Origin of the sequence: Parasynechococcus marenigrum WH 8102 (assembly GCF_000195975.1) — a bacterium.
Lineage (GTDB): Bacteria > Cyanobacteriota > Cyanobacteriia > PCC-6307 > Cyanobiaceae > Parasynechococcus > Parasynechococcus marisnigri.
On sequence record NC_005070.1, the window covers coordinates 1,632,388 to 1,651,301 of the forward strand.

Sequence of the window (18,914 nt, forward strand, 5' to 3'; positions counted from 1 at the left end):
ACCCCTGGCCCCCACCCCAGTGCGCGAACCTGGTTGCAGAGTTGAATCTTTTTTGGCTGAACCTGAGGCTCTGCAGAACCTCAGCCCCCATCAATGGTGGGGGCTGATCCATCCAGCACTGATCATCCTGTTCGTCTACCCAGTGGTGGGAGCGACGATCCGATTGGGAATCCTGGCGCGGGAACGGCGATTGGAGATCAACCCAATTGCGGACACAGTGCCCCTTGAGCATGCCCAGCACGGCTCCTGGGTGACGGGCGGAGTTGTGGTGGCGGTGCTGATCGGCCTCAGCCACAGCCTGGCAGGAGCAGACCTCGGCCTCAGACTCTTGCTGGGGTTTGTGGTGCTGATCGGCTACATCTCCTTACTGCGTAGCCGTCTGATCTGGCAGCGGCTTCTGGCAGGTGCCATCTCCTGGGGTGGAATGTTGATCCTGGGGCTGCAACCGACCGTGGAAAGGCTGAGTGATCAGCCCTGGACAGGATTGTTCTGGCAATCCCATTTCTGGATGGGATGGATTCTCACCGGGTTGCTGCTCAGCTCAACGGCGATCCACCCCCTGATCGGTCGCAGCACACGAATACGGCGCTGGCATGTCGCCACCAACGTGCTCGTGGCTTTGCTGTTGGCCATGCAGGCGATTTCTGGAAGCCGTGATCTGGTGATCAGCGGCCTGTTGACGCTGCATTGAGCAAGCACAACCAGGGGTAGATGAAACGCTGAACATTCACAAAGAGAGGAAGAACCACAGTCAACCGTCAACATTCCCTTCACAATTCAGATTGTTTTAAGCGGCTTTATGTTGAGATGACTACGCATGTTGCCTTCCGGCTCGCTTGACTTGATTCACTGGCATCCATTTGATGACAAAGTCGCCAAGGGCACGGTTGAATAGCTTCTTGGCGCATCGCTGGAAAGAGATGGGGGAACCCTCCTTGATGCGACAGCACAAGTATTCATTACTTCTGAGAAGCATTCGGGCAGAGAAGCGCCTGGTCGCCTTGGAACTCCTTGATCTGATGCTGGAAGACACCTGCCAACAACTCGACAGGATCTGAGAACGTCAAACAGTTTGATCTGATCAAACAGAATGATGACAAGTCTGACCATGCTCCTTCTCTCCACGGCAGCAAATCTTCTCGTAGCCGAGGCATCTCAGTCACCTGAGAAGTGGATTGGTCGCTGTGAGCCGGTCAATGCTGTTGTGGTCATGAATCAAGCGCTCACCGAAGGCAAAACCGACGCAGAAGCTTTTGCCGCAGTCGTGGAAGCACGGTCTTTTGACGGATCCAAAGCCTGCATCGACTTCATCCGAGAAGCCTCCATGAACATGCGTGAGGGCTATCCCAGCACATTCCAGTCGCTGTGGATGGACTGAACGCGATCAGGCAACGACACCAGATCTGGTGTCCTGATCCGCAGAAGCCCCCAACAGGCCAACAAAAAAGCCACCTCTGCGGGCGGCCGGGTGATGGGGATATCCACAACCTAGCGCAGAAAGCCAGTGGTGCCAGCCTTTCCCAAACATAAGGTGACGAAGAACACGTCACAGCTGTCCACAGCCTGTGGAGTGTCAAGGCAGCTCAGCAAAGTCTTTACAGAAAACCCACTAGATCTAGTGCATTTCTCAGATTGACCAACCCATAGACCCTATCTTTAGTGCGTTGGTCGGGTGATGGGGATCGCCTGTGCTTGAGCCCCCTGCAGACAGGGGGCTTTTTGATGGACGCCAGTCCTCCTGCTTTAACGCGCCAGCAACTGAACCATCACAATCACGCAACCCCTTCACCATCGGCGAAGGACAGTCCTGGAAACTGGCTCGATCGGACTGGACAGGATTCGAGGACAATCCATGACGCTCATCTTCGTGACAACAGGCTTTCTCAGCTTGCTCTGGCTGACGCAAACCCTGGTGAGACGCAACCTGGACAATCGCAAGGATCCGTCGTGAGGTCGTCAACGTGACGCTGGACCACCGTCGTGGTGGCGCTCCAGCTTGATCCGTTCATAGTCCTCATCAGACAGTTCCTGCATTCGAAAAACAGCGCTGAGACGACGGTGATAACGGCAGTAGCCAAGAAAGGCATGCACACCAATCAGCAGGCCCCCGAACAACAGCAACAACGAGTGATCGACAGAAGCCCCCACCAGCGAGGCAAAACCCAAGGTGAGCAACAACGCCAGAACGACACTTCTGAGCAACCGTCGCAGGGTCAAGCGGTTCAACCCGACTCCTTACAGGCCATGGGATCAGCGGCCTCCTGCCATTGGAGGCTGCGCGCTGCCCAGATCCAATCCGTCCGCCAGCTGCACCCCTCGGCGATGCAACGCACGCAGAACACGGCGTTGAAACTCCCGTTCCGTCGTCCATTGCTCGCCGGCGCGGGTCACCAGCAGCACCTGCATCTGCACCCCAAGCGCCGTGGTGCGTTTGATGCCCCGCAGGATCGGATCCCCCAGCAGTCGATTGCCCCACACAGGGTCGAGAGCAAAGGCCTCAATCTCGAACGCCAGGGTTCTATAGACGATCTCCAGATCCGTTTGTCGATGTGAAATCACAAAGGTGACCAGACTTCCCGAGCGCAGCTTCGTGTGGTTCTGCATCTGCAGGATCGAGGAAATGTCCAGGATGTTCATTCGTTGGTCCAGGCAGCGGATCTGTGTGCTGAACAGGCCCATCTCAATCACCTCTCCCTCGATACCCTCCACCTCGATCCAATCGCCAATGGCGTAGCGGTCCTCCAGCAGCATCACCAGACCAGCAGAAAAATCCCTCAGCAATCCCTGGAACACAAACGCCAGCGCGCCCAGCAGGGCGCCACCAGCCAGCAACAGCGACACCGAGGCGGAACGAACGCCAGGGATATCCAGCAGCACCCAGAGCAGCACCACCCCGATCCCGACCACATTGATCAACCGATGCGTTGTGCTCAGCAAACTGCGATAGCGCTGCTGACGCCGGGCTTGAAGCCGCTGGGGAACGTCCACATCCGCCGCCCACTGGCTGAGCAGGAAAGTGCTGAGGCTGCGCAGCAGGAACGCTGCCAGCGTTACCGCCAGAAACTTGATCACAGCAAGCGATGGCTGCAACACCAGCTCAATCCCCAGGGGAACTTTCCCGGGGATGGCCACCACCAGCACGCCGATCATCAGCACCAGCAGATACAGCATCAGCAGCAGCACGCCGATGCTCAGGGCTTGTTCGGCGTGCAACCGGGTTTCGCTCCTGCGATCAGAGCGGCCCTGGGTCCGCAGCTCACCATGCAGGCGTGAGGTGCGTTGCCGCAGTCGCCGCCAGAGCAGCAGCATGGCTGAAAACAACAACAGCAGCAGCAGTTCCAACACCAGGGCCAGCTCACGCGCGCCATTGATCTCCGCATCGGCACGGGTCACGGTCAACAGTGGGAAGGGTTGCTCGCGTCCCGGCAGCCGTGCCGCCAGCTCGTAGGGACCATTGCCATTCCGGAGCACCTCCAGGGTCAACGGCGTGCCGGACCGATCCAGGCCGTAGCGCTGACCAGCCGTGCAGACGTGCGCATCGGACTGAAGAAGGCTGTCCAGCATCCACTCGCTGAGGCGCTCGCCGAAACTGCAGAGCTGGTTCGGGTCGTAGAGGGCGCGCAGATTGCCCTCAATCACCCTGGCTCTCACCGAGGCCTCAATCCCGCTTTGATCCCCCAGCTGCACAGGGCTGGCGACGGTGATGGCGGGCACCCCAAGAATCCGGACCTTGGCCAGCTCGAATTTCCCTTCAAACAACGCCTGCTCGTCCTGCTGTTGAGCAGAAGATCTCGCCGGACCGGCAGGGATGAAATCCAGGATCGACGCCTGAGCCACGAGCGGGATTAACGCCAACAGCGCTGCCGTTAACCAGAGCCCCAGGCGTCGTCTGAGACGGAACACGGCTCAGCCCGAGGCTGACTGATCCATTTTGCTGTCCCTGAGAACGGACCGCAGCCAAGGCAGGCTCAGGCCGATCACGTTCGAATAACAGCCTTCCAGACCGGCAATTAGAGAAGCCCCGCGGCCCTCAAGGGCGAAACCGCCGGCACAGTGAAGCGGCTCTCCGGTGGTGACATAGGCCTGGATCTCCTCCTCAGTTATTGCAGCGAAATGGACGCGGGTGCTGATGCAGGCCAGGCGGTTCTCGCCGCTGCGAACCAGCAGAGCGTGCCCGGTAAGCAACTCGCCGCTGCCTCCGGCCATGCGCCGCCAGCGCGCAGCAGCTTCCTCCCCATCCTGAGGTTTGCCGAACACCTCGCCCTCGAAGAGCAGCAGCGAATCGCACCCCAAAACCGAGGAGATGTCAGCGTCGATTCCGTCCGAAACAGCTGTGGCCTTCGCCAGAGCCAACTGCTGCACGAGCAGGGCGGGGTCGTGGTTTTCAATGCTGCTTTCATCCACTCCGCTGACGCGCACGCGATGGGGGATCTGCGCCAGTTCAAGCAGCCGGAGGCGGGCCGGCGAGGCAGAGGCCAGAAGCAGCACGGAATCACTCCGTTGGGAACACTCCGTAGGCTGCCAACATTGGGGGATTCCGCCATCGAACATCCCACTGAGCTTCTTGATCAACGCAGCCATGCGCGTGCCCTGCGCTCGATGCGCTGCCTGCCCTTCGCGGCGGCGCTCTACCGGGAGCTTCAGCAGCAGGGGCTGGATGCCGACAGCATCTGGAACAACAGGTCGCGCTTTGGCCGTGGCCCGGCCTGGCCACGGAATGGGGAAAGGCTGGAGGACGACCTGCGCTGGCTGATTACCGTTGGCGTGCTGCGACGGGAAGTGGACGGCCAGGGGCTCACCAGTCGCTTTCGCCTTACCCCCCTCGGACGTGACCTGCTGGACGGCCATCAGGCTGAGCTACTGCTGCCAGCGGGCTGGAACGATCGCCTGCGGCAGGTGCTGCGGCGCCGCTGGCCCTTTTGAACCGCAAGCGGCCACTGATGGTGCTGGGGACCTCCAGTGGAGCCGGCAAATCCCTGATGACAGCAGCTCTCTGCCGGGTGCTGCACCGCCGCGGCGAACAACCGCTGCCCTTCAAGGGGCAGAACATGAGCAACAACGCCTGGGTGGATGCCGACGGCGGCGAGATGGCGTACTCCCAGGCGATGCAGGCCTGGGCCGCCGGTCTGGAGCCCTGCTGTGCCATGAATCCCGTGCTGCTCAAGCCACGGGGCGATAGCACCAGTGAGGTGATACACGGCGGCACCAGCGTTGGCCTGGCCCGAGCGGAGCATTACTACCGCGACTGGTTCCGTCCTGGCTGGCAGGCGATCCGTGAAGGGCTCCAGACCATGCAACAGCGATGGCCCAACGGTCGGCTGGTGCTGGAGGGGGCCGGCAGTCCGGTGGAGGTGAATCTGCAACGACGGGACCTCACCAACTTGCGCCTGGCCCAATACCTACGCGCCAACTGCCTGCTGGTGGCGGATATCGAACGCGGCGGCGTGTTCGCACAGATCGTCGGCACCCTGGCGCTGCTTCGTCCGGTGGAACGGCCGTTGATCAAAGGGATCCTGATCAACCGCTTCCGTGGCCGGCGTGAATTGTTCGATGAAGGTCGCAGTTGGCTGGAACAGCACACCGGTGTTCCGGTGCTCGGGGTGATGCCGTGGCTCAACGATCTGTTTCCGCCGGAGGACTCCCTCGATCTGCTGGAGCGCAAGCCCAACCGAGGACCCACCGATCTGGAGATCGCGGTGCTGAAGCTGCCGTCGATCAGCAACTTCTCGGATCTCGACCCGCTGGAGGCGGAACCCAGCCTGCGGCTGCGCTGGGTGCACCCTGGCGACAGCCTTGGAAGCCCCGATGCTGTGCTGCTGCCTGGCAGCAAACAGACACTGCGGGATCTCGAGACTTTGCGCAGCAGCGGGCTGGACCGTCAGCTCACGGCCTATGCCACCAATGGAGGCTCACTGCTGGCGATCTGCGGTGGCATGCAGCTGCTCGGACAGGAGCTGCACGACCCTGAGCAACTGGAGGGCGGTGATGGGGCTGGGCCCTGGCCCGGGCTGGGGTTGTTACCGCTCACTACAGAGTTCGGTGGAACGAAGGCCTTGCGACAACGTGAGGTTCAAGCGCTCTGGCCGGGGACAACTCCGATCTCCGGCTTTGAACTGCACCACGGCAGCACCTGGGCTTCTGATGATCTCCAGCCAATCTGCAACGAGCCGGGTCTCGGCTGGTGGTGCGCAACACCGGCTGGTGGCTGCATCGCCGGCACCTACCTGCACGGACTTCTCGACAACGGTCCCTGGCGGCGTCGTTGGCTCAATCAGCTGCGCGAACGCAAGGGGCTGGCGCCCCTGATCACCGGCCTGCCCCACCACGGGGAGCACCGCCACCAACTGCTCGAGCGCCTGGCCGATGCCTTCGAGCAGCATGTGGATCTAACACCACTGTTGCAGCCGTGAGCAGCATCACCGTGCACTGGCCCGATGGCCATACCAGCCATGAAAGCATCGGCACGGACTGGTTGCAGACCGCCGCAGATGCTGGGGTTGCCATTCCCACCGGGTGCCTCGGGGGCAGTTGCGGCGCCTGTGAAATCGAGGTGAACGGCAAGGTGGTGCGGGCCTGCATCAGCACGGTGCCACCATCAAAATCCGGGCAGTTAACCGTGGAATTCGCCACCGACCCCTACTGGTGACTCAGCTTCGTCTCAGCTCGCTGGCTTTGCTCACTGGAGCCATCAGTGGAGCAGGGGTCGCTCTGTTCATGGCACTGATCGGATTGATAACCCGACAGCTCTGGGGGGATCCGGTTGTGAAAGGACTGGATGGGCAGATTCCGTTAGTTTGGTCGATCGCGATCTGCGGAGGCATCGGCCTGGTGCTCAGCCAGCTCCATCGCGCCGGTGACCACACACTGCTGCCGGAACTGCCGGAGACGATCGCCGATCTACGGGATCCAGACCATGCTCCGCCACGGGACAACGGCCGAGCCATCCTCGGAGCAGCTCTGGCCCAGATCGGTGGCGGCAGCATCGGCCCGGAAGCTCTGATGACTCGTTTGGCTGCCCTGCTCAGTCAACGGATCTGGCGGGACCGAGACCATGAGCTGAAATTCGCCGCCGCCGCTGGCAGTCTCGGCCTGTTCGGCTTTCCACTTCTAGGGGGAGCCGTCGTTCAGACCCATCAGCGCCGAGATCTGATCGCTCGCTGGATCCCTGGCGCCCTGGGGGGCTTGGCCGGGTTCGCCGCCTTCCATGGCATCGACCAGGCCAGTGGCGGCAGCCTGCAACGCATGGCCTACAGCTGGCCCAGCAACCTCGGGGAAGATCTGGGCACCCTCAGCTCAGGGGCCCTGGCAGGCGTGGTGGGGTGGGGCCTGGGCTGGCTGCTGCTGCACTGGCGAAACTGGCTTGAGCGACGGCAGCTTCTGGCCCACTGGCGCTGGTGGCCAGCGCTGACCGGTCTGTTGCTGGGCATCACGATGCACTGGCTGCCGCTGGTGCCCTTCGCCGGAGAGGAGCAACTGCGTCCCCTGCTGGAGGGTGCAGGCGGCACAGGTTCCTTTCTTTTCATCATTTCGGCGCTCGTCAAACTGGTGCTGATGGGCCTCTGCCTGGAGACCGGCTGGCGTGGCGGCATCTTCTTTCCGCTGTTCCTGATCGCCTGCGCTGTGGGTGTGGGTCTGCACGACCTCTGGCCAGGCCTGGGCAGCCTGGGGAGTTGGTGCGGCGGCATCACCGGCGCGATCTATCTCACGGTGCTGCGCTCACCCCTCGTCGCCCTGATCCTGGGGCTGGGTTTGCTGCAAGGCCATGGCGCCACAGGCGTTGTGGTGGGTGTGGCCGTGGCCTGGCTGATCACCCACCGCTCGCCATCAGGTGATGGCCCTCCACCTGCCCAGTAAACACACGACTCGCCAGGATGTCCGGAGCCTCAATGGTGATCAGATCGTCCTTGGTGAGTGCTTCCGCCATGCGAGCAAACAGTCGATTGGCCTGGCGCAGCCTGGCCCGGTCGATGGCATTGCGGATGGAGCGGGCATTGGCAAAAAACGGCAACTGACGTCGCAGCGTGATGTACTCCGCAAACGCCTGCTCAGCTTCCGCACTGAAGCGGTACTGCTGCGCGTTCAACAGCAAGCCGGCAATCGCCATCAAGTCCGCATTGCTGTAGTCCGGAAAATCCAGGTGATGGGCCACCCGGGAGGACAGCCCGGGATTGGAGCTGTAGAAGCTGTCCATCCGATCCTTATATCCCGCGAAAATCACCACCACCTCCGTGCGGCGGTTTTCCATCTCCTGCAGCAGGATCTCAATCGCCTCAGCCCCGTAATCGCGTTCGTTGTCAGGCTTGTAGAGGTAGTAGGCCTCATCAATGAACAGCACACCGCCCTGGGCCCGCTTGAGCATCTCTTTGGTCTTGGGCGCCGTGTGACCCACGTACTGCCCCACCAGATCATCCCGAGTGGCCGTCACTACATGGCCTTTGCGGAGGTAACCGAGGCGATGCAGGATCTGCGACATCCTTTGCGCCACGGTGGTTTTTCCCGTCCCCGGATTGCCGGTGAACGACATGTGGAGGCTTGGCGCTGTGCTGGCCAGTTCCAGTTGCTGCCGCGCCTGATCCACCAACAACAGTGCTGCAATCTCACGGATCCTCGTCTTTACCGGGGTAAGGCCGATCAGCTCACGGTCGAGTTGGTCCAGCACCTCAGCCACGCCGGATTCGGCGTAGTTGGCCGCCAGATCAACCGAGGAGGGCATCGATCTGAGCGGCAAAGGCGCGATCGGCTTCGTTCAACTGGGCATCGGGATTGTCATCCTCCGGGCGGATCGTGATGTTCACGTAGGTGCTCCCGAAGCTGATGTCCGGAAAGCGCTGGGTGGATTCGCTGTGCTCGCCCAACTTGTCGAGGAAATCCCGGGTGGAGCTGTAGCCGTCGAACTCGAAACGACGCTCCAGGCAGACCGGACGCTTGCGTTCCTGCCACTGATCCATCGTCGTCCGAGAGCCTTCTCAAAACCTAGAGGAGCGCCACCAGCTGGCAGCCCATCAAGCGACCGGACCAGGCCTCGGCGTAGGCCCGATTGGCTGCCTGCTGTTCCGAATCATCGGTATCCAATGGATGGGGCATGGTGCCGGAGATGGCGGCATTGGTGACGCAGAACATCGACTTCTGGAAGCTGACGCAGATCTGAACGTGCACATCCGTCTGGCCCCGACCGTTTTCGTCGTACCAGCGGCTGAGCTCCTCCGGCAGATGGCGGAACATGTCCTGCATGCACAGGCTCGGCGGGATACCGGCCCCCATGCTGGGAATCGGATCGGCGTACAGCGCCCCGTACTTGAAGTCACTGATGTCCGGCGAGATCTGACGGGCCTGGGCGTTGTAGGAAACCGTGCCCAGGAACGGCATGCCGCGGAAGAACACAGCTTCCACGTAAGGCACGGCCACATCCACCAGAAAGGTGAGACCAGCCTCTGGAGGCAGCACCCAGATGTCTTCACCACCCAGCGTCACTTGATAGGTGATGGGGTTGCCGGCCGCTGCCACCAGGCCATCGCGGATGTGATGCACAACATCGTTAACGCAGGTGACCTCCTTGATCGCATAGCGACGGGCCAGGTCGACAAAAATGTCGCTCATCACCCGCCAAAACAGACCAAGGCAATAGATCGTGGTGAGTGAACGGATCGATTCCGGGGCAAAGCCGGGATAAAGCCGATGGGTGAGCGCCAGCAATGGATCCCGTGCCGCTTTGCGTTGGATGATCCGTTGGCAGGCCTCAGCAAACTCCGGGGTGTCGAGGTAGGCATCCAGGCCACCGGTGCCGTGCCAGAACATCGCCTTCTGGCAGTACTCGGCGTACTCGAAGTTGATCCTGTCCCCCAGCAGGTGCTGCCAAAGGCGCTTCAGGTTGAAGCCCTCATGAAAGAACCGGAACACGGGGAAGGGATTCAGCAGCTGCTTCTCACCCTGATCCACCAGGTTTTTGCTGTAGGCATCGAGCACGATGCCGTAACTCTCGAGCACATTCACCACCTGCAGCAGATGGTCCGGTGTGTCCTTGAGCAATGGCGTATCGCTGAGCAGGCGCCGGATCAGCTCCTCCTGATCCGGCAACTGGGGTGGAGCCACTGCCGTGGGCTTCAAGGTGGTGGTCATGAGAGTCCTCCGCTGATCTGACTCAGGCCCGTGGTGGCTGCTTCACTGAGGTTTGACAGCAGTTCCGGTGCCAGGCCAAGAACCAGAACACCAAGGCTGAGGACAATGGCCGGCACTTGTTCCCGCAAGGCAACCCGGTCGAGAATACGGGGATTCACCACCTCGCCGGGGGCGATCGCAAGTCGCCCGAAGAATGCCCGGTTCACCAGCAGGAGGAAATACACCGCCGTGAGGCCGGAGCCCACCATCGACAGCAACGTGGCGATGGGGAACGGCTGCAGGCTGCCTCGGAAGATCAGAAATTCAGAGATGAAGCCAGCCATGCCTGGAATCCCTGCACTGGCCATCACACCGATGATCATCAGAGAACCGGTCAGCGGCAGGCCCCGCTGAGGGTTGAGCAGACCGCGAAGAACATTGAGATCTCGGGTGCCGGTTCGGGCGTAGACCACGCCCACCAGCAGGAAGAGCACCCCGGAGATCAGCCCATGGCTGATCATCTGGAACAGGGCACCCATCAACCCAAGCGGCGTGGCAGCGGCCGCCGCCAGCAGCACGTAGCCCATGTGACCAACGGAGCTGTAGGCCACCATCCGTTTCATGTCGGTTTGAGCGATCGCGGCCAAAGAGCCGTAAAGCACCGAAATCGCCGCCCAGGCCGCCAACCAGGGGGAGGCCAGTTGCCAGGCCTCGGGGAACAGACCAAGGCAGAACCGCAGCAAGCCGTAGGTACCCAGCTTGAGCAACACCCCGGCCAGCAGCACCGACACCGGTGTGGAGGCCTCGGTGTGGGCATCCGGCAACCAGGTGTGAAACGGAAACAGGGGGATTTTGATGCCGAAGCCGATCAGCAGGGCGCCCATTAACACCAACTGAGCCGTCATCCCCAGCTCACCGGCCATGATCGGCTGCAAGCTGAAATCCATCGTGCCGCTGACGAAGGCCAGTCCGAGGAAGGCTGCCAGAATCATCACACCGGACACCGCCGTGACGATCAGAAATTTGGTGGCGGCATAGGCCCGGTTGGCACCACCCCACACGGCAATCAACAGCCACAGGGGAATCAGTTCCAGCTCGTAGAACAGGAAAAACAGCAGCAGGTTCTGAGCCAGGAAGGCACCGTTCACAGCGCCGCTGATCACCAGCAGCAAGGCGAAATAGATCCGAGGCCGGTTGTCGATCGATCGCGACGCAATGGCGGCGACCAGGCAGAGCACCCCATTCATCAACACCAGCGGCAGGGACAAACCATCCACCGCCAGGGCGTAATCCAGGCCGATGGCATGGACCCAGCGGGCCTGCTCGACCAGCTGCAAACCAGCGTCTGCAGGATCGAACGGCAGCAACAGCGCAAAGCTGGCCACGCACTGAACAGCCAGCAGCACGATCGTGACCTCACGCAGCCGAGCACTGGTGGGTGCCCCAGGCCAGAGGATCAGGACCAGAGCCCCCAGCAGGGGAATCAACAGCAGCAGGGAAAGCAGCATCTCAGGGCGATCAGGTGAGGAACCAGCTCACCGAGGTGAGAAAGAGAACAATGGCCACCAGCACCGTGAGCACATACGACTGGCTCTGGCCGCTGACGCTGAGCTTCAGGCCTTCGGCGCTCTGCAACGACAGGCGGGCCACACCGTTGAGCACACCGTCAACAACGGTGCGGTCAAACCAGAAGGCCAGACGCGACACGCGGGCCACCACATTCACGATGGTGAGGCGATAGAAATTCTCGGTGTAGAAGTCGTAGGCCAGCAGGTCCTGGAACCAGCGCAGCCAGGGGTTGAGTGAACGGGACCAGGCCTTGCTCAACGGCAACAGAGCACCTGCTACAAGCCCGATCAGTCCGCTGCCCACCACCAGGCCCGCTGCCCAGAGCGGGAACGCGAGAAGCCCGTCGAGGGATTCCAGCCGCACCAGCAGCAGAGGGGTGAGCAACACCACCACCGACAGGGCCACCATCGGCAAGGCCATCTGCCAGTTCACTTCAGCTGAACGGCGCGACTTGATAAGGGGGTTGCCGAGGAACACGTGACGGAACACCCGCACCAAACCAAGAGCCGTGAGGGCATTGGTGAGCAGGAAAACACCCATGAAAGGGATCGAACGCACGCTGAGAAGCTCAATCGACTGGGCCAGGGCCAGGAATCCACCCAAGGGCAGGAAACCCACCAACCCGGCACCACCAACAACAAAAGCTGTCGTGGTCGCCGGCATCCGACTTCCCAGGCCACCCAGCTCGGTGATGTCCTGGCAATTGGTCGACGCAATCACGCCACCGATGCTCATCGACAGCAACGCCTTCGATACGGCGTGGGAGAACAACAGCAGCAGAGCCAGAACAGGAATCTGCAGCGCGATGGCAATGAACACCAGGCCCATATGGGCCGTTGTTGTGTACGACTGGGTGCGCTTGATGTCCACCTGAGCGATGGCCACCAACGAGCCGCCGATGGCGCTGATGCTGCCGATCACCAGCAGCACCCCTTCGGCAATGGGGGAGAGCTGCAGGATTGGCATCACCTTGAGCAGGACGATCGCCCCGCAGGTGACCACCACGGAATTGCGCAGGATGGAAGCTGGGTTGGGCCCCTCCATCGCTTCATCCAGCCACAGGTGCATCGGGAACTGGGCGCACTTGCCTGTGGGGCCGGCAATCAGCCCAAGCCCCAGCAACGTTGCCGCCAAGGGGGAAAGAGCATCCTGCGCGGCCCAGGCGTAGAGGTCGTTGAACCCCATGGCACCGGAATAACTGCAGAGGGCCACCACACCCATCAGCAGGAGCACATCGCCAACACGCTTGGTGAGAAAGGCATCCCGCGCGGCCGTCACCACCAGCGGCTGGGCGTACCAGAAACCCACCAGTAAATAGGTGGAGAGGGTAAGCATCTCCAGCAGGAAATAGCTCTGGAACAACGAATCGCTCAGCACCACGCCGCTCATCGCCCCCTCAAAGAAGCCAAGCAGGGCAAAGAAACGGGCCAGCGCCCACTCCTTGTCCATATAGCCGAGGGAATAAACCTGGGAGAACAGGCTCAAACCGGTGATCAGCTCCAGGGCTACCAGGTTGGTGAGCGAAAGGCTGAAGCTGATGTCCAGCTCCAGATCTGCAACGGTGAGCCAGGGGAAAGCCAGGTCCACCGGGCCTGACTGGAACACCTGCTGAAGAATGAGGCTGCCGTGGCCGAAAGCCAGCAGGGTCAGAAGAATATTGAGATAGGCCGCCGGACGATGGGCGTCACGACGAAACAGGCCTAATGCCCAAGGTAGAGACACCAGCATACCGGCGAATCCATAGAGAGGAATCAGCCAGGCGGTCTGGATAGGAAGCGAGAGCTCCTGAGTCAAAACGGCAAGCGGGATCGGGATCGGGCTGGTCGTTGATTGGCCGGCGAATCTAGGGACGACACCGTGTTCTGGGCGCTCTTTGTGAACGGCTGTAGTACTGGTGCTGTGGTATCAGAGACGGCGTGTGGCGCCGCTGACGATCAGAGCGGGCTCCACTTCCTGATGGGGGCGAGCAATGATGTGAGCGGCGACAAGTCCGTCACCCACACGCTCACAGGCATCTGCCCCCGCGCGAACAGCAGCGTTGACAGCACCAGTTTCACCACGAACCATCACGGTGACGTAGCCACCACCGACGTACTCGCGGCAGATCAGGCTGACTTCAGCCGCCTTGGTCATGGCATCAGCCGCTTCGATGGCAGGGACCATGCCACGGGTTTCGATCATGCCCAGGGCAATGCCCTGCACAGGGCTTGCAGCGGGAGCGGTGTTGCTCACAGGCTTGGCAACGCTGCCGCCACCTGCCGAGCCCGACGCTGCGCTTCTGCGGGTGGTGGTAGTGCTGCGTCGGGTGGTCGAGGGTGCTGGGGTGGGTGCAGGAGTCGCAGCGGTCGAAGCAGCGGGCGTTGCAGGGGTGGCCACGGGATTCACATCAACGGTCTTGTTCGCTGCAGCACTGCTGCGGGTGGTGCGGCGACGGGGTGTGGGGGACGGGGTGGCCATGGGGAGAGGGGAGTGGAAGCGGAACGGAAACGGCGGAAGGAGGGAAGGCTCCCTATCCGTCAGGATTCCAGTGATCGATGATCCCGCCGATGGTCAGATCGGTGAGGACCTTGTTGTCCGGGCAGGCATGCCGGGCAGCCGAGCCGCTGGCGGTGAACACCCAGTTGCCCTCTCGGGCACCCACGGGATCGACGGCCACCAGCTTCTTGCCTTTGGCATTGCGAAGGATGCGCAGGTGCATGTGATCCAGCCCCGCCACGCGGAAGCTGCATACCAAGGTGCCCATCACCTGCATGATCTCCATCAGACGCTCGCGCCTCCGGCAGGATTTGCTGTGGGTGCAGGGGTGGGAGCCGGCGCAGGGGCTGGAGTCTTCGGTGGGTCCGGTTCCCAGTGATCGATGATCCCCACAATGGTGAGGTCACTGGGATACGACTTACTACCAGCCGCTTCACGGGCGGCGGAGCTGCTGACGCAGATCACCCAGTCTCCGGGTTTCGCACCCACCGCATCAACAGCCACCTTCTTGGCGCTTCCGTCTTGCACCACCTGAAGATGCTTGTGCTCGAAATCCGGAATGCGGTTGGTGGAGACGAGCGGCTTGATGACCTTGACGATGAGCATGATCAGTGAGCCTCCTGAAGCGGGGGGGCGAGGGTGGAACCGACCACCTCGGCCGGGGCCGTCTGGTTGCGATCCCGAACGGTGAGGCAAGTGTGGAGCAGGCCCTGGTTCACAAGCTCGCCGTAGCGATCTGCGATGGCCTGATTCACCCGCTGACAATCGGCAATCGCCCGCTCCCGGGCACCGGGAACACGGCCTGAATAGTCGAAGCGAACGACCACCGGGATCGGCAGATCGCGGGACACATTCAGACCCTTGAAGATCTTGACCCCGACATCGAGATCAGGAGCACCCTCTTCAACGGTGTCCAAATGGGCGAAATAGGTGAGATTGCGAAGGTGAACCTCCTTGAAGCCGATTCCGACACCGATGAAACGCTCAGCGTGGCCTGCATCGGGATACGGAGCTCCGTGCAAATCCTGCACGTAATCAATCTGAGAGCAGTTGTTGGCGATCAAGCGGGTCAGAAATGCCACCATGCCGGGCTCCATGGGGCCCGATGCTCCGGCCTCGATCGCCTCGGCGATCTGCGCCATGGCTTGATCCGCCGTCATCGACGCCGTCGCGGCATGGAGTTCACGGGCACAAAGCCACTGATCGAGCACCATCTCGCTGTCCCGAGACGGGGGATGGACCCGAATCGCGTCGGTGTCGGTGTCAAGGCCGATCAACAACAGATCCACGGACGCTCCGCAGCAGAAACTGTTTTCCACCGCTTCACGGAAATCGAGCAGCCGCTGGTGGCCAGCGGCTGCTGCAAGTTCATCGTTGCTGCCATGGGCAGCGCAGCCCTGGTGCTGAGGGTCGAGGGAACTGAAGTGGTATGTCACCACCTTCAGGTACCGGGTCGGCTCCGTGGAGGGATTCGGCATTCCCTCGCGGTGGCGCCGGTGCTCAGTCTTCACCCAGCGGTTGACGGTGTTTTCCACATCGAACATCGCGCCTGCGTGGGAACGGCGGCGCACCGCACTGAAGGGAATGCGCAAGGCGTAGGCCACGGTGTGGGCCAGGCGGCCATCGGCGCAAGGACTCACATCGAGCAGATGGATGCCGCAATCGAGCAGAAATTGCTCGAAATCCCTGGCGGCGACACTGCCCGCGGCCCCATCAAGCGGGTCGTCCTGGAAAAAACGATCACTGAACAACCGATGGCTTTCAAACACGCACCAGGCGAACAGCGCCCGCATGTCGAGGGGGCGCACCCAGGCCCTCTCGAGGATGTGCTGGGGGAGGTCGAATCCCAACTCAGCGCGTGTAAGTCGCTGCGCCTGCTCAATGAAATCAGGCTCGTGCTGGAGCGCTGAAACCCGTTGCAGCAGGGGAACAATGCGATCGAATCGCCCCTTCACCTCTTGCTCGTAGGCGCGCAGCCGTGCATTGGCAGCGGTATCGGTGAGGGGGTGCTGCCGATTGGTGATCGGCAGGGATGAGCGACTCAGGTTGAACGGCACCCCGGAGGTTGCACCCTTGTCGCGACGGACCCAACCCGGTTGGCGTTGATCGCGGGCGGACCGGACCCGACCCCCACCGACGGAACCCTGAACCAACGTGGCTGCTTTACCGTCTGTGGTGAGTGCACGACGCCGCTGCAGGGCAGCATCACGGGTCGACGAGACGACCGCTTCAGAAGCGCTGGGCTGGTTCTGAGATTCAGCTGCAAAAACAGTGTTCTGAAGCTGCCAGCGGGTTGGTGCCGTGGGGGCCTGAGGTCGCCCGCCGCGGAGAGGCATGGAGCGAACCATCAGCGGATCAGCCCCTTGCGCCGCCAGAGACGGTAATCAGGGAACCCTTTTCGGTGTTGCCGCTGGAACCGGTCACACGGCTGACGGGCCACTCGTTCTCTTCATTGCGCTTGCGCTCGTGAGGAACCGTGGCACTCATCGGGCCCGGACGCGTGGGGTTACGACGACGGGCGGACACACCCTCAGTTCCGGTGACGTGCTCACCACGGTCCCAGTCGTCACCTGTAATTTTGGTGGAGGAACCCTCCCCGGTGACCCGGGAGGCGGGCTGTTCAGCCGGTTCGCTCACCACCGCCACGGTGGGTTGGAACTGACGACGTTGGAATTCACGGTTATCGAAACGAAACTGCTCGGTGCCGGTGACCTTGCCACCGGCCAGATCAAAAGGGCCGGTGATGCGGTTGCCCTGCTCGTAGGAGGTACCGGTGACAGCACCCTGGTCATCGCGCTGCTGCTGAGCGGCACGGGCGGGAGACATCACACTGAAGCGTGTCCAGGCAGCACCTTCAGGGGCTTGGCCATGGCTGTCGGTGCCCGCTGGAGCCTCGTTGCCACAGGCCGTGGCGAGCTGGTCTGCACCTACATAGGGGGTGCCGGTGACGGCTTCACAGGCTCCCTTCTCATCACCCGTCATCACACCACCCACACCGGGCTGGATGCCGGTCATGGCAGCAGAAGGCGTACCAAGACGCACAGGAGTGCGTTCGCGAATGGCCTGAACAGCCGAAGTTCCGCAGTGCTGGCCAGCATTTTCGAGTCCGGCATAGGGGGTGCCAGTGACGGCCTTACAGGTGCCTGGTTCATCGCCTGTGACTCGCTCGGAGCGACCCGTGCGGGTGCCACTCACCACCTGATTGCGGTTGGTGATGCTGAATCCGACCTTGGCGGCTTCAGGCTCAGGTTTGCTACCGCAGAAGGCATTGACCTGTTCAGCGCTGATGTATTGATCGCCGGTGACGCGATGGCAAGAACCAAACTCATTACCGGTCACCTGGGAGGAGCGACCCACCAAGGTTCCTGTTACACCCGTCCCAGAGAGGGTTCCCGATTGGCCAACCTTGGCGGCAGGGCGCCCGTCGGGGAGGGGATCTGACCCGAGATATTGATCACCGGTGAGGCTGCGGCCAGCCCCGGCTTCATCGCCGGTGACGCTGGAGGAACGACCCACCATCACGCCGCTGACAGGACGACCCTGCTGCGTGAGGCTGTGACCCACCTTGCGCTGTGACACCTGCGAGCTGCCGCAATAGGCAGCGGACTGGTTAGCAGAAATGTATTCAGTACCCGTCACGCTCTTGCAGGTGCCGGGCTCGTCCCCGGTGACCTTTTCGGAACGGCCGACTTCATTGCCGGTGACGCGGTTGCCGTGGCTAGTGGCGGTGACGCGAACCTTGGCGGGAGTGGTGGGCTCAGGTGCCTGCTGGCAGAACGTTTGGAACACTTCGGCACCCAGGTATTCGGTGCCAGTAATCGATCGGCAGGTGCTGGCCTCATTGCCAGTGGTTTTTACCGAACGGTTGGCCTGAGTACCGGTCACGGTCTGGCCGGTACTCGTGGTGCTTTCTCCCACTTTCCAGTGGGCATCAGCTGCAGCAGCCTGCTTGGCGCCGTGGCGGTTGGGACCGGTTGGGCGGGTTGCACCAGCGCTTTGCTTGTTGCGGGCACCAGCCTTGGTGCGCAGCTCACGCACCTGCTGAGCCAGCTCGCGGCTGGTGAGATCAGGGTTGGCTTGACGGGCGACAGCAGCAGCACTGGTGGGTTGCTTACCAGCGGTTTTGCCGTGTTTCGCCATCGCTTCGCGACGGGCCAACACCAGCGCACGGCTGGGGTTCTCGATGGCACGGCGCTTGGGCGCTGCACTGCGACGGTCGGAACGGGGCTTAAGAGAAGTGGTAGGGGCACTCAGTTGAACCTTTCCAGCAGCGCGCTTTCCACCACATCCACAGGTTTTTTGCTCCTCAGCCGATGCTGCAACAGGAGCAGCAGCCTGGGTTTGGCGAGCGACATCAGCGCGGTTACGGTCGCGGCTGGTGTCTGCGGTCTTGCCGCGGCGGGACAGGGCATCACGGCGAGCCAGCACCAGGTCCCTGCTGGGATGACGCTGAGGCTTCACATGAGAACTACTGGAGGGGGAAGCCGGAGTGAACGACACTGTTGGTTTCACGGGAGCGGAGACAGCTGGAGCCGTGGGCTCAACAGCGGCTGCAGCGTCCGTGCGGGTGGGACGTACGTCGGAGGCAGTGCGCACGCGATTGGCACCATCTCCTGCAGCCACAGAGGACTTCTTACCAGAGGTTGTCAGCGCCTTGCGGCGCTCAAGTGCGAGTTCGCGACTAGAAAGTCTTGCCATGTCCGCCCGAGGGTGTCGTCGTGAGGTGGAAGGGCACCTGCCCCTCCGGAAAAAACTGGAGCCCTGATCAGGTCAGG

At 61.9% G+C, this 18,914-nt stretch carries 20 protein-coding genes; 7 read left to right on the forward strand and 13 right to left on the reverse strand.

Annotated elements, in window-relative coordinates; all coding sequences use genetic code 11:
- Nucleotides 1-52: 52 nt before the first annotated feature.
- The 3 genes from TX72_RS08560 (at nucleotide 53) to TX72_RS14250 (ending at nucleotide 1,378) form a co-directional block, all read left to right on the forward strand.
- Nucleotides 53-691 (forward strand): DUF4079 domain-containing protein, encoded by a 639-nt coding sequence (locus tag TX72_RS08560; RefSeq protein ID WP_011128559.1) that lies wholly within the window; start codon nucleotides 53-55, stop codon nucleotides 689-691.
- Between the two features lie 229 nt (nucleotides 692-920).
- Nucleotides 921-1,058 carry a hypothetical protein gene (locus TX72_RS14245; RefSeq protein WP_158305749.1) on the forward strand — a complete coding sequence of 46 codons (138 nt, stop codon included), beginning with the start codon at nucleotides 921-923 and terminating at the stop codon, nucleotides 1,056-1,058.
- Nucleotides 1,059-1,210: 152 nt separating this feature from the next.
- Complete coding sequence (locus TX72_RS14250; RefSeq protein WP_158305750.1) at nucleotides 1,211-1,378, forward strand: hypothetical protein; 168 nt, start codon at nucleotides 1,211-1,213, stop codon at nucleotides 1,376-1,378.
- A gap of 578 nt (nucleotides 1,379-1,956) precedes the next feature.
- On the opposite strand, the gene TX72_RS08570 is transcribed toward TX72_RS14250, so the two are convergent.
- The 3 genes from TX72_RS08570 to TX72_RS08580 are packed head-to-tail and all read right to left on the reverse strand — an operon-like array spanning nucleotide 1,957 to nucleotide 4,488.
- Nucleotides 1,957-2,226, reverse strand: coding sequence for a hypothetical protein (locus TX72_RS08570; RefSeq protein WP_011128562.1), 270 nt, complete (start codon nucleotides 2,224-2,226; stop codon nucleotides 1,957-1,959).
- Nucleotides 2,227-2,250: 24 nt separating this feature from the next.
- Complete coding sequence (locus TX72_RS08575) at nucleotides 2,251-3,903, reverse strand: mechanosensitive ion channel family protein (protein WP_011128563.1); 1,653 nt, start codon at nucleotides 3,901-3,903, stop codon at nucleotides 2,251-2,253.
- Between the two features lie 3 nt (nucleotides 3,904-3,906).
- Complete coding sequence (locus TX72_RS08580) at nucleotides 3,907-4,488, reverse strand: nucleoside triphosphate pyrophosphatase (protein ID WP_011128564.1); 582 nt, start codon at nucleotides 4,486-4,488, stop codon at nucleotides 3,907-3,909.
- Nucleotides 4,489-4,527: 39 nt separating this feature from the next.
- On the opposite strand from TX72_RS08580, the gene TX72_RS08585 reads away from it, so the two are divergent.
- From TX72_RS08585 to TX72_RS08600, 4 genes are read left to right on the forward strand one after another with little or no spacing between them, the layout of a single operon-like run.
- On the forward strand, nucleotides 4,528-4,923 hold the full coding sequence (locus TX72_RS08585) for an Npun_F0494 family protein (RefSeq protein ID WP_011128565.1): 396 nt from the start codon (nucleotides 4,528-4,530) through the stop codon (nucleotides 4,921-4,923).
- A gap of 17 nt (nucleotides 4,924-4,940) precedes the next feature.
- Entirely contained in the window at nucleotides 4,941-6,410 is a 1,470-nt protein-coding gene (locus TX72_RS08590; protein ID WP_042503744.1) for a cobyric acid synthase, read from the forward strand.
- Entirely contained in the window at nucleotides 6,407-6,646 is a 240-nt protein-coding gene (locus TX72_RS08595) for a 2Fe-2S iron-sulfur cluster-binding protein (protein ID WP_011128567.1), read from the forward strand. The genes TX72_RS08590 and TX72_RS08595 overlap by 4 nt, the downstream gene beginning before the upstream one ends.
- Nucleotides 6,643-7,854: a chloride channel protein gene (locus tag TX72_RS08600; RefSeq protein WP_011128568.1), complete on the forward strand. Its 1,212-nt coding sequence runs from the start codon at nucleotides 6,643-6,645 to the stop codon at nucleotides 7,852-7,854. The genes TX72_RS08595 and TX72_RS08600 overlap by 4 nt, the downstream gene beginning before the upstream one ends.
- On the opposite strand, the gene cbbX is transcribed toward TX72_RS08600, so the two are convergent.
- The 10 genes from cbbX to csoS2 form a co-directional block, all read right to left on the reverse strand.
- On the reverse strand, nucleotides 7,808-8,713 hold the full coding sequence (cbbX, locus tag TX72_RS08605; RefSeq protein WP_011128569.1) for a CbbX protein: 906 nt from the start codon (nucleotides 8,711-8,713) through the stop codon (nucleotides 7,808-7,810). The genes TX72_RS08600 and cbbX overlap by 47 nt on opposite strands.
- Entirely contained in the window at nucleotides 8,697-8,948 is a 252-nt protein-coding gene (locus TX72_RS08610) for a 4a-hydroxytetrahydrobiopterin dehydratase (RefSeq protein ID WP_011128570.1), read from the reverse strand. Before TX72_RS08610 ends, cbbX begins: the two co-directional genes overlap by 17 nt.
- Before the next feature lie 25 nt (nucleotides 8,949-8,973).
- Entirely contained in the window at nucleotides 8,974-10,116 is a 1,143-nt protein-coding gene (locus TX72_RS08615; RefSeq protein ID WP_011128571.1) for a CO2 hydration protein, read from the reverse strand.
- Nucleotides 10,113-11,603 (reverse strand): NADH-quinone oxidoreductase subunit M, encoded by a 1,491-nt coding sequence (locus TX72_RS08620; protein ID WP_011128572.1) that lies wholly within the window; start codon nucleotides 11,601-11,603, stop codon nucleotides 10,113-10,115. The genes TX72_RS08615 and TX72_RS08620 overlap by 4 nt, the downstream gene beginning before the upstream one ends.
- 10 nt (nucleotides 11,604-11,613) lie before the next feature.
- Nucleotides 11,614-13,458: an NAD(P)H-quinone oxidoreductase subunit F gene (locus TX72_RS08625; protein WP_011128573.1), complete on the reverse strand. Its 1,845-nt coding sequence runs from the start codon at nucleotides 13,456-13,458 to the stop codon at nucleotides 11,614-11,616.
- A 111-nt stretch (nucleotides 13,459-13,569) separates the two neighbouring features.
- A complete protein-coding gene (gene csoS1, locus TX72_RS14940; RefSeq protein WP_011128574.1) occupies nucleotides 13,570-14,121 on the reverse strand; it encodes an alpha-carboxysome major shell protein CsoS1 in 552 nt (183 codons plus the stop codon).
- 52 nt (nucleotides 14,122-14,173) lie between these two features.
- Nucleotides 14,174-14,425: a carboxysome peptide B gene (locus tag TX72_RS08635; RefSeq protein ID WP_011128575.1), complete on the reverse strand. Its 252-nt coding sequence runs from the start codon at nucleotides 14,423-14,425 to the stop codon at nucleotides 14,174-14,176.
- The gene (gene csoS4 / locus TX72_RS08640) at nucleotides 14,425-14,745 is read right to left on the reverse strand and encodes an alpha-carboxysome shell vertex protein CsoS4 (RefSeq protein WP_011128576.1); all 321 of its coding nucleotides are present in this window, start codon (nucleotides 14,743-14,745) and stop codon (nucleotides 14,425-14,427) included. Before csoS4 ends, TX72_RS08635 begins: the two co-directional genes overlap by 1 nt.
- A gap of 2 nt (nucleotides 14,746-14,747) precedes the next feature.
- The gene (locus TX72_RS08645; RefSeq protein ID WP_011128577.1) at nucleotides 14,748-16,487 is read right to left on the reverse strand and encodes a carboxysome shell carbonic anhydrase; all 1,740 of its coding nucleotides are present in this window, start codon (nucleotides 16,485-16,487) and stop codon (nucleotides 14,748-14,750) included.
- A 7-nt stretch (nucleotides 16,488-16,494) separates the two neighbouring features.
- A complete protein-coding gene (csoS2, locus tag TX72_RS08650; RefSeq protein WP_011128578.1) occupies nucleotides 16,495-18,837 on the reverse strand; it encodes an alpha-carboxysome scaffolding protein CsoS2 in 2,343 nt (780 codons plus the stop codon).
- Nucleotides 18,838-18,914: the final 77 nt, after the last annotated feature.

Coding starts and splice junctions, on each gene's coding strand:
- TX72_RS14250 (WP_158305750.1), top strand. CDS start 1,211: ATGAATCAAGCGCTCACCGAAGGCAAAACCGACGCAGAAGCTTTTGCC.
- TX72_RS08645 (WP_011128577.1), bottom strand. CDS start 16,487: ATGGTTCGCTCCATGCCTCTCCGCGGCGGGCGACCTCAGGCCCCCACG.
- csoS4 (WP_011128576.1), bottom strand. CDS start 14,745: ATGCTCATCGTCAAGGTCATCAAGCCGCTCGTCTCCACCAACCGCATT.
- csoS2 (WP_011128578.1), bottom strand. CDS start 18,837: ATGGCAAGACTTTCTAGTCGCGAACTCGCACTTGAGCGCCGCAAGGCG.
- TX72_RS08620 (WP_011128572.1), bottom strand. CDS start 11,603: ATGCTGCTTTCCCTGCTGCTGTTGATTCCCCTGCTGGGGGCTCTGGTC.
- TX72_RS08610 (WP_011128570.1), bottom strand. CDS start 8,948: ATGGATCAGTGGCAGGAACGCAAGCGTCCGGTCTGCCTGGAGCGTCGT.
- TX72_RS08615 (WP_011128571.1), bottom strand. CDS start 10,116: ATGACCACCACCTTGAAGCCCACGGCAGTGGCTCCACCCCAGTTGCCG.
- TX72_RS08635 (WP_011128575.1), bottom strand. CDS start 14,425: ATGGAGATCATGCAGGTGATGGGCACCTTGGTATGCAGCTTCCGCGTG.
- TX72_RS14245 (WP_158305749.1), top strand. CDS start 921: ATGGGGGAACCCTCCTTGATGCGACAGCACAAGTATTCATTACTTCTG.
- TX72_RS08590 (WP_042503744.1), top strand. CDS start 4,941: ATGGTGCTGGGGACCTCCAGTGGAGCCGGCAAATCCCTGATGACAGCA.
- csoS1 (WP_011128574.1), bottom strand. CDS start 14,121: ATGGCCACCCCGTCCCCCACACCCCGTCGCCGCACCACCCGCAGCAGT.
- cbbX (WP_011128569.1), bottom strand. CDS start 8,713: ATGCCCTCCTCGGTTGATCTGGCGGCCAACTACGCCGAATCCGGCGTG.